Here is a 12,263-nt window from a genome sequence, read left to right as displayed (position 1 = left end):
GGGCTACAGGTACTGACCCGTGTTCGACACCTGCTCGATCGAACGGCCGGGCTCGGTGCCCTGCTTGCCGGTGATGAGGGTGCGGATGAAGACGATCCGCTCGCCCTTCTTGCCGGAGATGCGGGCCCAGTCGTCGGGGTTGGTGGTGTTGGGGAGGTCCTCATTCTCCTTGAACTCGTCCACGCAGGCCTGGAGCAGGTGCTGCACGCGCAGACCCTTCTGGCCGGCGTCCTCGCCGGAGTCGAGGAAGGACTTGATCGCCATCTTCTTGGCCCGGTCGACGATGTTCTGGATCATCGCGCCGGAGTTGAAGTCCTTGAAGTAGAGGATCTCCTTGTCACCGTTGGCGTAGGTGACCTCCAGGAAGCGGTTCTCCTCGGACTCGGTGTACATCCGCTCCACGGTGGTGCGGATCAGCTCGTCGACCGTGGCCTGCTTGTCGCCGTTGAACTCGGCCACGTCGGTCGGGTGCAGCGGCAGGTCGGGCACGAGGTACTTCGAGAAGATGTCGCGCGCGCCCTCGGCGTCGGGACGCTCGATCTTGATCTTCACGTCCAGACGGCCCGGCCGCAGGATCGCCGGGTCGATCATGTCCTCACGGTTGGAGGCACCGATGACCAGCACGTTCTCCAGGGCCTCGACACCGTCGATCTCGGAGAGGAGCTGGGGCACGATCGTGTTCTCCACGTCGGAGGAGACGCCGGTGCCGCGGGTGCGGAACAGCGAGTCCATCTCGTCGAAGAAGACGATCACCGGGGTGCCGGCCGCGGCCTTCTCACGGGCACGCTGGAAGACCAGGCGGATGTGGCGCTCGGTCTCACCGACGTACTTGTTGAGAAGCTCGGGGCCCTTGATGTTGAGGAAGTAGGACTTGCCGTCGGCTCCCGTCTTCGCGGCGACCTTCTTAGCCAGAGAGTTGGCGACGGCCTTCGCGATCAAGGTCTTCCCGCAACCTGGAGGACCATAGAGCAGGACGCCCTTCGGTGGCTTGAGCTGGTGCTCGATGAAGAGCTCGGGGTAGAGATAGGGAAGCTCGACCGCGTCCTGGATCTGCTCGATCTGGCCGGAGAGGCCGCCGATCGAGTCGTAGGCGATGTCGGGCACCTCCTCCAGGACGAGCTCCTCGACCTCGGACTTGGGGACCTTCTCATAGACATATCCCGAACGTGGTTCGAGCAGCAGCGAGTCACCTGCACGGATCGAGTCCTGCAGGAGCGGCTCGGCCAGGCGTACGACCCGTTCCTCGTCTGCGTTGGCGATCACCAGGGCGCGCTCGCCGTCGGCGAGCAGCTCCTTGAACATCACCACCTCGCCGACCTTCTCGAACTCCATCGCGGCGACGACGTTGAGCGCCTCGTTGAGCATGACCTCCTGGCCATACCGGAGATCGTCGAGATCGACGTTGGGCGACGCGGTCACCCGGAGCTTGCGCCCACCGGTGAAGACGTCGATCGAGTCGTCGTCGTTGCGCTCGATGAAGGTGCCGAAGCCTGCCGGCGGCTGGGCCAGCCGGTCGACCTCCTCCTTGAGCTTGATGATCTGGTCCCGGGCGTCACGAAGCGTCACGGTGAGTCGCTCGTTCTGCGACGTGACGGCGGCCAGGGAGCGCTGCGCGTCAGCGAGCCGCGCCTCCAGGCCACGCGAAGATCCCGGCATCTCGGTCAGTCTGTGCCGTAGGTCGGTCACCTCAGCTTCGAGGAAACGGACATGACTCTCGAGCTCCTCGGGGCTGCGCCCCTCGGACTGGAATCCATCGGATGTCGACATCAGCACACCTCCTCTACTTCTTCGACCCTACAAGGCTGAGGGGTAGGAGAGGGGAGAGATTTATCGGTGTTGGACACTATTCAGTCGACATCGACCGGTTCGTGTCGACCCGCGGCACGGCCCAGGCCGCGGTGTGCCGCGGAACCGGCTCAGTCGACGTCGGTGCCGGTCTCCGGAACGACGTCGGCGATGGGCTCGGGAGACGTCTCTCCGCGGCGGCAGCCGGTGTCTCGACCCGCTTCGCGGGTTCGCAAGCTCACCCGCTGCGCTCGCTCGACCCCTTCGCGTTCCCACCCTGCTCGTCCCTCGCAGGGTCGGGAGGCTCAGGCATGTCGGCGGGTCGCGGACCCGTGTAGTCACGCCCGTACGCACCGGGGGCCGGTCGCCGCGTCTTGCGAGGCGCGCGCTCGCCCGGCGCCAGCCGCCTGGCCGTCACCAGGAAGGCGGTGTGGCCGATCATCTTGTGGCCCGGACGCACCGCGAGCCCCTCGACGTGCCAGTCGCGCACCAGCGACTCCCACGCCTGCGGCTCGGTGAAGCCGCCGTGGGCACGGACGGTCTCGACGAAGCGGGAGAGCTGGGTGGTGGTCGCGACGTAGGCGCAGACCATGCCGCCGGGGTAGAGCGCCTCGGCGGCCGCGTCGATGCACTCCCAGGGGGCGAGCATGTCGAGGATGAGCCGGTCGCAGCGGATCTGCTGGCGCGGGAGCTCCTCCTGCAGGTCGCCGAGGTTGAGCGACCAGCTGGGGTGGATCTCGCCGGCGGGGGTGCCGAAGAACTGGTCGACGTTCTTGCGGGCGACCTCGGCGAACTCCTCGCGGCGCTCGAAGGAGGTGACCTTGCCGAACGGGCCGACCGCGCGCAGCAGCGAGCAGGTCAGCGCGCCGGAGCCGACGCCGGCCTCGACGACGGAGGCGCCCGGGAAGATGTCGGCCATGGCGACGATCTGGGCGGCGTCCTTGGGGTAGACCACGGCGGCGCCGCGCGGCATGGAGACGACGAACTCGCTCAGCAAGGGGCGGAAGACCAGGTATTCACCGCCGGTGGAGGCGGTGACGGTGAAGCCCTCTTCGCGGCCGATCAGCTCGTCGTGGTCGATGTGGCCCTTGTTGGAGAAGAAGCGCTTGCCGGCGACGAGCTCGAAGTTGTGACGGCGACCCTTGGTATCGGTCAGCCGCACCCACTCGCCTTCGCGAAGCGGCCCACGGTGCACACCCGCACGGGCCTCGGCCGGAATGTCTGGGATCTCAGCGCTTGACACCCGCCGAGGCTACCCGTTCCCCCGGCCAACCAGGCAAACCGCGACGCCGCCGGCTCAGGCTCCGGCGCTGAAGGCGGCGTCGACGTCGGAGGTGACCAGCACGCCGTAGATCGACCCGTCCTGCTCGACGAGGAGGTATTCGGGTGCAGGGGTCTTGGAGATCGCCTGGATCAGCGCCTCGCCGTCGATGTCGGCCGGGAGGGTGAGACCCTCCTCGAGCCGCCGGGTGACCGTCGAGGTCGCCATCCAGGGCCGACGCTCCTCCGGGGTCGCCAGCAGGGCGCCCTCGTGGACGAGACCGATCGGCTCACCTGCGCTCGAGACCGTGACGATGCTGCCAGCCTCGGCCTCCTGCGCGCGGCGTACGGCCTCGGCCAGGGGCAGGTCGGCCGGCACGGCGAGGGTGCGCCGGGCGAGGTCACGGGCGACCAGGAGCGGCAGCCGGAGGCGTACCTTCCCGGACATGATCGCCGCGGAGGCGCCGCTCCAGAGGAAGACGCCGATGATGACGGCGAGGACGTAGTCGGTCAGGTCCGGCTGCACGCCGAGGATCTGGCCCTGCGTGAAGGGCCACAGCAGCACGATGATGGCGAGCACCCGGCCCGCCCAGCCGGCGACGATGCTGCCGCGGTTGGGGTTGCCGGTCACGCCCCACACGCCCGCCTTCAGCAGCCGCCCGCCGTCCAGCGGCAGACCGGGGACGAGGTTGAGGACGCCGACGAAGAGGTTCGTGATGCACAGGCCCATGACGAGCAGACCGATCAGCCCGTCGGGCGTCAGGAACGAGACTCCGAAGGCGGCCGCGCCGACCGCCAGCGAGACCAGCGGCCCGACCACGGCGATCCAGAACTCGTCGCGGGGCCGCTTCGCCTCGCTCTCGACGGCGGTCGCGCCGCCGAGGAAGTGGAGCATGATCACGCCGACCGGGTAGCCCAGCCGCTTGGCGACGACGGCGTGGGCGGCCTCGTGGAGCAGCACCGCGCCGTAGAGCACGATCGCGAACGCGAACCCGGCGACGTAGGTCAGCCAGCCCAGACCGGGCTCGGCGGCCTCGATCCTCGGGGCCATCAGCCAGGCGATCAGCGCCGCGATGAGAAACCAGGACGGGGTCACCAGGACGTCGCTGCCCGCGATCGAGCCGACCTTGATCGTGCCGGGGGCCCGGTAGGTGGGCGGCGCCTCGTCGACGGCCTTGTCGCGGTCGGGGCGTGGGTCGGGGTCTGCCACGTTCAGAGCCTACTTGAGCGGCGGTCGCCGGGCAGGGCCGACCCGAGACTGTCGGTGGTCACGCCTAGTGTCGTTCCCATGAGCACCTCACCAGCCGACGCGCGGTCGACCCCTGTCGACGGCGTCGAGGTGCTCGGCTCGCTCTCCCCCAGCCGTGCGGGCGACTTCACCTCGTGCCCGTTGCTCTACCGGTTCCGCACCATCGACCAGCTCCCCGAGCCGCCCTCGGAGGCGGCCGCGCGCGGGACAGTGGTCCACAAGGTGCTCGAGGACCTCTTCGACCTCCCGGCCGACGAGCGCACACCTCGGCAGGCGCGGTCGATGGTGGAGCAGGCCTGGGAGGACGTACGCAGCCTCGACCCTGCTTTGGCCACGCTGTTCACCTCGGCGACCGACGAGGCCGAGGAGAGCTGGCTGGACTCCTGCCGGCAGGTGCTGCGGCGCTACTTCGACCTGGAGGACCCACGCCGGCTCGAGCCCGCCGAGCGCGAGCACTACGTCGAGGCGCTGCTCGACTCCAAGCTGCTGCTGCGCGGCTTCATCGACCGGGTCGACGTCGCTCCCGACGGACGGATCCGGGTGGTCGACTACAAGTCCGGCAGGGTGCCCAGCGAGGCCTACGAGGCGAAGGCGCTCTTCCAGCTCAAGTTCTACGCCCTGGTCATCTGGCGCACCCGCGGCGTCGTGCCGGCCATGCTGCAGCTGATCTACCTCGGCTCGGGCGACATCTTGCGCTATGTGCCCGACGAGGCCGACCTGCTGGCGACCGAGCGCAAGGCCGAGGCGATCTGGCGGGCGATCCGCACCGCCCAGGAGACCGGCGACTGGCAGCCGAGCCCGAGCCGCCTGTGCGGCTGGTGCGCCCACAAGGCGCTGTGCCCCGCCTTCGGCGGCACCCCTCCCCCGATCCCACCGACCCCCGGCCCCGTCACCGCGGGCGATGACCGCGATCTCGACTAGGGGCCTAGGCGCGTCTACCGGGATCGACCGGTTACGGGAGTTATCGTCGCGACGAATGTGACCGTTGCGCTTGGCTGAGGGAGGTGCGGCTGCTCGTGGTCTCGACAGAATCGACCACCGGCTCGTCCACCGGCTCGACCCCTGGGACCGCGACCTCCTCCCGCCATCGACCCGACATCCAGGGTCTCCGCGCGATCGCCGTGCTCGCGGTCGTCGCGCTCCACGTGGGCTTCGGTTCGCTCACCGGCGGCTTCGTCGGCGTCGACGTCTTCTTCGCGATCTCCGGCTTCCTGATCACCCAGCAGCTGATCCGCCAGGTGCGCACCGAGGGGCGGGTCAGCCTGCTCGGCTTCTACGCCCGCCGCGCCCGCCGGATCCTGCCCGCGGCGACCCTGGTGCTGCTCGCCACGGTCGTCTACGCGGCCCTGTTCCTCGGATTCGTACGCACCCGGGTGATCGCCCTCGACGCGCTGTGGTCGGCGGCCTTCGCCGCCAACTTCCGGTTCGCGTCGTTGGAGACCGACTACTTCTCCGCCGCCCTGCCGCCCTCGCCGCTGCAGCACTTCTGGTCGCTCGCGGTCGAGGAGCAGTTCTACCTGGTCTGGCCGCTGGTGATCCTCGGCTGCGTGTGGGCGATCCGGAAGCGGCGCCAGGCCGCCGAGACCACCTCGGGGAGCCCCGAGGGCCTCGACCGGCTCGACCTCCGCAGGAGGCGGGCCCTGGTCATCGCCCTCGGCGTGGTGATCGTGGCCTCGCTGCTCGCCTCGGCGGTGCTGACCCGGACCAGCCCCGAGGCGGCGTACTTCTCCCCCTTCACCCGCGGTTGGGAGCTCGGTCTGGGCGCGATCGCAGCGATCGCGTTCCGCGACGACGGGCCCCAGGACGCCACCGCGCGGTGGCGGGCCCAGATCCTGTCGGCGTTCGGGATGTTCTTCATCGTCTGCGCCTGCCTGCAGTTCAACGACGCCACCCCGTTCCCCGGCACCCCAGCCCTGGTGCCGGTGCTCGGCAGCGTCTTCATCATCGTGGCCGGCACCTTGTGGCACGGTCCGACCGTGGTCGGCCGGCTGCTGTCCGTGAAGCCGCTGCAGGTGGTCGGCAACTGGTCCTACTCGCTCTACCTGTGGCACTTCCCGGTGCTCGTCCTGGCCGAGCTGCAGCTCGGCCGCGAGCTGCGCTGGTGGGAGCAGGTGCTCCTCGTCGCGCTCGCGTTCGCGCTGGCCGGGCTCTCCTACCACTTCGTCGAGGAGCCGTTCCGGCGCGGCGTGATGTGGCGCCGTCCGCTGCTCAGCCGGGCCGGTGCGCTGGGTCCGGTCGCCCTCTACCCGCTGAGCATCACCCTGGTCGCAGTGACCTGCTTCGGCGCCAACACCTACGCCACCGGCACCGCTCGCGACGGCTACCAGCCGGCGATCACGCTCGCCGAGGCAGACTCGTCCGACCAGCCCGAGCGGCCCGCGGCGAGCTCGGCCCCGCCGGCGGCGAAGGTGGAGGAGCCGCCCGATCCGCTGCCGGCGCTGCTGAAGGCCTCGGTCCTCGCCGCCCGCAAGAACCAGCCGATCCCCACCAACCTCGAGCCGGGGCTGACCCACCTCTCCGACGACGTGGAGACGGTCGGCGAGTGCAACTACTACTCCACGAACGTACGCAAGCTGTGCCCGCGCGGGGACACCGACTCGGAGAAGACGATCGTCGTGATCGGCGACTCCCACGCGCGCCACTGGACGCCCGCCGTCGAGGAGATCGCCGAGCGCGCCGGTTATCGCGCCTACATGCTGGCGATGCCGCAGTGCACGGTCTCCTTGGTCACGCCCGACAAGATCGACAGCACCGACCCGATGACCTCGTGCGACGACTTCCACGACTTCATGCTCGCCTCGGTCAAGAAGCTTCGGCCCGACCTGCTGCTGATCTCCTCGCGGCCCATCGGTGCCGCCTACCACGACTCCTCGGGCCGTCACACCGACCGCCAGGTCGTCCGTCGCGGCGTCTACCGCGGCTACGAGCGGCTCCTCGCCCACGTGAAGCCGGTGGCCAAGCGGACGGTGTGGCTGCGCGACGTACCCGCCCTCGAGTTCGACCCGGCCACCTGCCTGAGCAGCAACAAGACGCTCTCGCCGTGCACCTACAAGCCGCTGGCGAGCCAGCAGGACGGCGCCGACCTGCAGATGCAGGCCGCACGGGCGGCGCATGTGCCGACCATCGACCTCGACGACATGTTCTGCGACTCGGTGAAGATCTGCACCACCGTCGTCGGCGACACCGTGACCCACCGCGACAGCCACCACCTGACCGCGACCTACTCCCGCGAGCTAGGCCGCACCCTGGGCGAGCGGCTCAAGATCTGGTGAGTCCCGGTCGCGACCGGCTCGACCGCCGGGGTCACTCTGGCGTCTCGGCGCCCTCGCGCTCGTCTCGCTCGGCCCACTCCAGCAGCGGCTCGATCGAGAACGGATGGTCGTCGATGTCAGCGTGCAGGTCGCCGATCTCGGCGAACCGGGCCGGCACCGTACGCATCGTGAAGTCACGCGGGTCGACGTCCTTGGTCTCCTCCCAGGTGATCGGGGTGGAGACCCGGCCGTCGGGAACGCCGCGGAGCGAGTACGCACAAGCAATGGTGTGATCTCGGGTGTTCTGATTGAAATCCACGAACAGCTGGGCCGGGTCGCGGTCCTTGCGCCACCACGCGGTGGTGACCAGCTTCGGCGCCCGGCGCTCGACCTCGCGGGCGAAGGCATGCGCGGCGCGGCGTACGTCCTGGAAGCCGTGCTCCGCCGGGGTCCGCACATAGACGTGCATCCCGGCCCCGCCGCTCGTCTTCGGGTAGCCCACCGCGCCGAGCTCGTCGAGGACCTCGTGGACGACGCCGGCCACGGTCTGCACCGTCGAGAACGGGCACTCCGGGCCGGGATCGAGGTCGATGCGCCACTCGTCGGGCTTCTCGGTGTCCTCGCGACGGCTGTTCCACGGATGGAACTCCACCGTCGACATCTGGACCGCCCAGATCACCGCACCGAGCTCGGTGACGCACAGCTCGTCGGCCGTCCGCCCCCAGCGCGGGAAGTAGAGGCGTACGGTCTCGACCCAGTCCGGCGCCCCCTGCGGCAGCCGCTTCTGGTGCACCTTCTGCCCCGAGAGCCCCTTCGGGAACCTGTGCAGCATGCACGGCCGCTCCCACAGCGCATTGACGATCCCCGGCCCGACCGCGAGGTAGTACTGCGCCACGTCCAGCTTGGTCGCCCCGATCTCGGGGAAGTAGACCCGTTCCGGGTTGGAGATCCGCACGACGCGGTTGTCGACCTCTATCTCCACCGACGGCGATGCCTTGGCCATGCTCGCCAGCGTAGGGCACATCGCTCCTAACATTCAGGACATGGACTTCGACCAGCCGCCCGTCGTACGCGTCGAAGCAGACCTCCGACGCGAGCCGTTGGCGCGCGGCGAGTGGCCGCTGACCGTCCCGGCGGTGGCGCAGATCGTCGAGGAGGGGTTGGACCTCGCGGACGGGGTGACGTTCCTGGTCGGGGAGAACGGGTCGGGGAAGTCGACCCTGGTGGAGGCGGTGGCCGCGGCGTACGGGCTCAATCCCGAGGGTGGCTCGCAGAACAGCCGTCACTCGACGAGGGCCTCGGAGTCACCGCTGGGTCGGGTGCTCCGGCTCGAGCGGGGTCTGGGTGCCGCGCGCTGGGGGTTCTTCCTGCGCGCGGAGACGATGCACAGCTGGTACACCTACATCGAGGAGCTCGGCGCGCCGCCGCCGGGTGAGCCCGTCTTCCACGAGATGAGCCACGGCGAGTCGTTCCTGGCGGTGCTGCGCGACCGGTTCCGTACGCCGGGGTTCTACTGCCTCGACGAGCCCGAGGCGGCGCTGTCGTTCATGTCCACGATGGGGCTGATCGCCGCCCTCGACCAGGTGGTGGAGGACGGCGGCCAGGTGCTTTGCGCGACCCACTCCCCCGTGCTCGCCGCGATGCCCGGCGCGACCATCCTCGAGGTCGGCGAGTGGGGGCTGCGGGAGACGACGTGGGAGGAGCTCGAGCTGGTGCGCCACTGGCGCAGCTATCTCGAAGACCCGCGCCGCTACCTGCGCCACATCCTCGACTGACGTCAGCCGGTCGGGTTGCGGCGCAGCAGGGCCATGAACATCGCGTCGGTGCCGTGCCGGTGTGGCCACAGCTGGACGGTGCCCGCGATCGGTCCGGTGCTGTCGGGGACTGCGCCCACGGTGGCCGCGACGGGTTCGAGGCTGGCGTCGGAGCGTCCTTCCAGCACGCGGTTCACCACGTCGCGGGTCTCGGCGAGGACCGGCGAGCAGGTCGCGTAGAGGACCACTCCGCCGGGGCGGGTCAGGTCGAGGGCGCGGTCGAGAAGGGAACGCTGGAGATCGACGAGTACGTCGAGGTCGGCCGTCGCTCGCCGCCAGCGCGCCTCGGGGCGGCGGCGCAGCGCTCCCAGGCCGGTGCACGGGGCATCGACGAGGACCCGGTCGAAGCTCGCGTCCTCGAAGGGCGGGTTGGTCCCGTCCCCGGCGACGACGCCGGCGACGCCGGCGACCGGCGAGCCGCTGGCTCGGTCGGTCAGGTTCGCGAGGACGAGCCCGGCGCGGTGGGGCTGGCGTTCGTTGGCGACCAGCGCGGCGCCCTGCTGGGCGGCCAGGGCCGCCAGCAGGGCCGACTTCCCGCCCGGCCCGGCGCACAGGTCGAGCCAGGCCTTCGCCGTCGATTCGCCGTCGAGGTGCGCCTCGGCGAGGGCGAGGGCCACCAGCTGCGACCCCTCGTCCTGCACCCCGGCCCGGCCGTCGGCGACCGCCGTGACGCCGGCGGGCGAGCCGGACCCGAGGGTGACCCCGTAGGGCGAGTAGCGGGTCGGTGGTCCACCGAGCTCGTCGACGGTGGCCCGGCCGGGGCGGGCGACCAGAGTGACGGCAGGCGGCACGTTGTCGGCCTCGAGGAGGGCGTCGACCTCGTCGCGGCCGACCGCCTCGGCGAGCCGCTCGACGACCCAGCGCGGGTGGCTGAAGGCCACCGCCGCCCAGCCGTCGTGGTCCTCCTCGCGGGCCGGGGCGACCTCGGCGATCCAGTCCTCGAGCGGCTTGCGGGTGACCTTGCGGAGCACGGCGTTGACGAAGCCTGCCGGGCCCTGGCCGATCTTCGACCGGGTCAGGTCGACCGTCGTGGAGATCGCGGCGTGGTCGGGCACGCGCATGGAGAGCACCTGGTGGGCGCCGAGCCGCAGCACGTCGAGCACCTTCGCCTCCACCTTGGTCAGTGGCCGGTCGATGCAGGCGGCCAGCACGGCGTCGTAGGTGCCCTGCTGGCGCAGGGTTCCGGAGGCCAGCTCGGTGGCGAAGGCCGCGTCGCGACCCTCGAGCGCGAGGCGGCCGAGGACGTGCGGCAGCACGAGGTTGGCGTACGCCTCGTCGACCCGTACCGCCTTGAGCACCTCGAACGCCGCGAGGCGAGCCGGGTCGGCGGGCTTGGTGCTGCCTCGTGGCTTCCCCGGAGGCCTTCGGCCGGGGCCTGAGCGCCTACCCGGGTGTGCCCTACTCGAACCGGACACCGGACTCCAGACGTACGCCGCGGGCCCAGTCGGCCGCCGGCATCTCCTTCTTGCCGAAGGCCTTCACACGACCCAGGCGCACCGAGGTGGTGCCGGCGCCGACGAGCACCTCGTTCTTGCGGACGACGAGCTCGCCGAGCGCGACCGACTCGTCGGTCACCGTGACCGGGCCGACCTTGAACCGCTCGCCGTCGAGGAGCGTCCAGGCGCCGGGCGCGGGCGTGCAGGCGCGGATCTGCCGGTCGATGGCGACCGCGTTCTGGCTCCAGTCGATGCGGGCGTCCTCGACGGTGATCTTGTCGGCGTAGGAGACGCCGTCGGCCGGCTGCTCGCGTGCCTCCAGGGAGCCGTCCTCGATGCCGTCGAGGGTGGAGACCAGCAGCTGGGCACCACCGACCGTGAGCTTCTCGAAGAGCGACCCGGAGGTCTCGTCGGGCGCGAGGGCCTGGGTCATGGTGCCGAAGACCGGTCCGGCGTCCATCGCCTTCACGATCCGGAACGTGGTCGCACCGGAGATCTCCTCGCCGGCCCAGACCGCGCGCTGCACCGGGGCGGCGCCGCGGTAGGCGGGCAGGAGGGAGAAGTGCAGATTCACCCAGCCGTGCGGCGGGATGTCGAGGGCGGACTGCGGCAGCATCGCACCGTAGGCGACGACCGGGCAGCAGTCGGGCTCCAGCGCCTTGAGCGCGTCCTGGAAGTCGGGCTCGCGGGGGTGCTCGGGCTTGAGCACCGGCACGCCGAGCTCCTCGGCGCGCTGGGCCACCGGCGAGGGCACCAGCCGCTTGCTGCGGCCCTGGGCGGCGTCGGGCCGGGTGACGACGCCGACGAGCTCGTGGCGGGAGGCGGCGATCGCGTCGAGGGACGGGACGGCGACTTCGGGAGTGCCTGCGAAGACGACGCGCATCAGAAACCGAACCCGTTCGTCGCGTGCGGGGAGATCTTCACCGTCGGCTTCTCCAGGCCGAACCACTCCGACTCGCGGATCTCCTTCATCGCCGCCTTGCGCGTGGCCTCGTCGAGGCGATCGATGAACAGGATGCCGTCGAGGTGGTCGGTCTCGTGCTGGATGGCGCGGGCGAGCAGCTCGGAGCCCTCGATCGTGACCGGGTCACCGTGCATGTTGAAGCCCTTCGCCACCACCGACAGCGCGCGGCGGCAGTCGAAGGTGATGTCGGGCAGCGACAGGCAGCCCTCTCCCCCGTCCTGGGTCTCCTCCGACAGGGTCAGGTCGGGGTTGACCAGGTGGCCGACCTCGCCGTCGACGTACCAGGTGAAGACCCGCAGGCTCACGCCGATCTGCGGCGCGGCCAGCCCGGCGCCGGGCGCCTCCAACATGGTGTCGGTCAGGTCGCTGACGAGCTTGCGCAGCTCCTTGTCGAAGTCGACGACCTCGATGGCCGGCTTGCGCAGCACGGGATCGCCGAAGAGGCGGATGGGCTGGACTGCCACTGTTCTCCTAGATGATCGAGCTTGTCGAGACCACAATACG

10 protein-coding genes are annotated in these 12,263 nt (G+C 70.3%); 3 read left to right on the top strand and 7 right to left on the bottom strand.

From position 1 onward, the window contains the following. Positions 1 to 3: 3 nt before the first annotated feature. The 3 genes from arc to IEY81_RS00845 all read right to left on the bottom strand — a co-directional run bounded on the left by arc (position 4) and on the right by IEY81_RS00845 (position 4,255). Positions 4 to 1,767 (bottom strand): proteasome ATPase, encoded by a 1,764-nt coding sequence (gene arc / locus IEY81_RS00855; protein ID WP_189116551.1) that lies wholly within the window; start codon positions 1,765 to 1,767, stop codon positions 4 to 6. 256 nt (positions 1,768 to 2,023) lie between these two features. Further along, on the bottom strand, positions 2,024 to 2,980 hold the full coding sequence (locus tag IEY81_RS00850; protein ID WP_189116845.1) for a tRNA (adenine-N1)-methyltransferase: 957 nt from the start codon (positions 2,978 to 2,980) through the stop codon (positions 2,024 to 2,026). A gap of 102 nt (positions 2,981 to 3,082) precedes the next feature. Beyond that, positions 3,083 to 4,255, bottom strand: coding sequence for a site-2 protease family protein (locus IEY81_RS00845; protein WP_189116550.1), 1,173 nt, complete (start codon positions 4,253 to 4,255; stop codon positions 3,083 to 3,085). A gap of 78 nt (positions 4,256 to 4,333) precedes the next feature. Between IEY81_RS00845 and IEY81_RS00840 the strand changes: the two genes are divergently transcribed. Both IEY81_RS00840 and IEY81_RS00835 read left to right on the top strand, forming a co-directional pair. Then, complete coding sequence (locus IEY81_RS00840) at positions 4,334 to 5,215, top strand: RecB family exonuclease (RefSeq protein ID WP_189116549.1); 882 nt, start codon at positions 4,334 to 4,336, stop codon at positions 5,213 to 5,215. An 83-nt stretch (positions 5,216 to 5,298) separates the two neighbouring features. Beyond that, the gene (locus tag IEY81_RS00835) at positions 5,299 to 7,566 is read left to right on the top strand and encodes an acyltransferase family protein (RefSeq protein WP_189116548.1); all 2,268 of its coding nucleotides are present in this window, start codon (positions 5,299 to 5,301) and stop codon (positions 7,564 to 7,566) included. A gap of 31 nt (positions 7,567 to 7,597) precedes the next feature. On the opposite strand, the gene ligD is transcribed toward IEY81_RS00835, so the two are convergent. Further along, complete coding sequence (ligD, locus tag IEY81_RS00830) at positions 7,598 to 8,548, bottom strand: non-homologous end-joining DNA ligase (protein WP_189116547.1); 951 nt, start codon at positions 8,546 to 8,548, stop codon at positions 7,598 to 7,600. A gap of 40 nt (positions 8,549 to 8,588) precedes the next feature. Here ligD and IEY81_RS00825 point away from each other — a divergent pair, with 40 nt between their 5' ends. After that, positions 8,589 to 9,320, top strand: coding sequence for an AAA family ATPase (locus IEY81_RS00825; RefSeq protein WP_189116546.1), 732 nt, complete (start codon positions 8,589 to 8,591; stop codon positions 9,318 to 9,320). A gap of 2 nt (positions 9,321 to 9,322) precedes the next feature. Here IEY81_RS00825 and IEY81_RS00820 read toward each other — a convergent pair whose 3' ends face one another. Genes IEY81_RS00820 through def form a run of 3 tightly spaced genes read right to left on the bottom strand, consistent with a single transcriptional unit; the run spans position 9,323 to position 12,223 of the window. Then, positions 9,323 to 10,774 carry an RsmB/NOP family class I SAM-dependent RNA methyltransferase gene (locus IEY81_RS00820; RefSeq protein WP_189116545.1) on the bottom strand — a complete coding sequence of 484 codons (1,452 nt, stop codon included), beginning with the start codon at positions 10,772 to 10,774 and terminating at the stop codon, positions 9,323 to 9,325. After that, positions 10,758 to 11,678 carry a methionyl-tRNA formyltransferase gene (fmt, locus tag IEY81_RS00815; RefSeq protein ID WP_189116544.1) on the bottom strand — a complete coding sequence of 307 codons (921 nt, stop codon included), beginning with the start codon at positions 11,676 to 11,678 and terminating at the stop codon, positions 10,758 to 10,760. The genes IEY81_RS00820 and fmt overlap by 17 nt, the downstream gene beginning before the upstream one ends. Continuing rightward, complete coding sequence (def, locus tag IEY81_RS00810; protein ID WP_189116543.1) at positions 11,678 to 12,223, bottom strand: peptide deformylase; 546 nt, start codon at positions 12,221 to 12,223, stop codon at positions 11,678 to 11,680. Before def ends, fmt begins: the two co-directional genes overlap by 1 nt. Positions 12,224 to 12,263 lie beyond the last annotated feature (40 nt).

Origin of the sequence: Nocardioides luteus (assembly GCF_014648595.1) — a bacterium.
Lineage (GTDB): Bacteria > Actinomycetota > Actinomycetes > Propionibacteriales > Nocardioidaceae > Nocardioides > Nocardioides luteus.
This window is presented reverse-complemented; position numbering and strand designations above follow the sequence as displayed.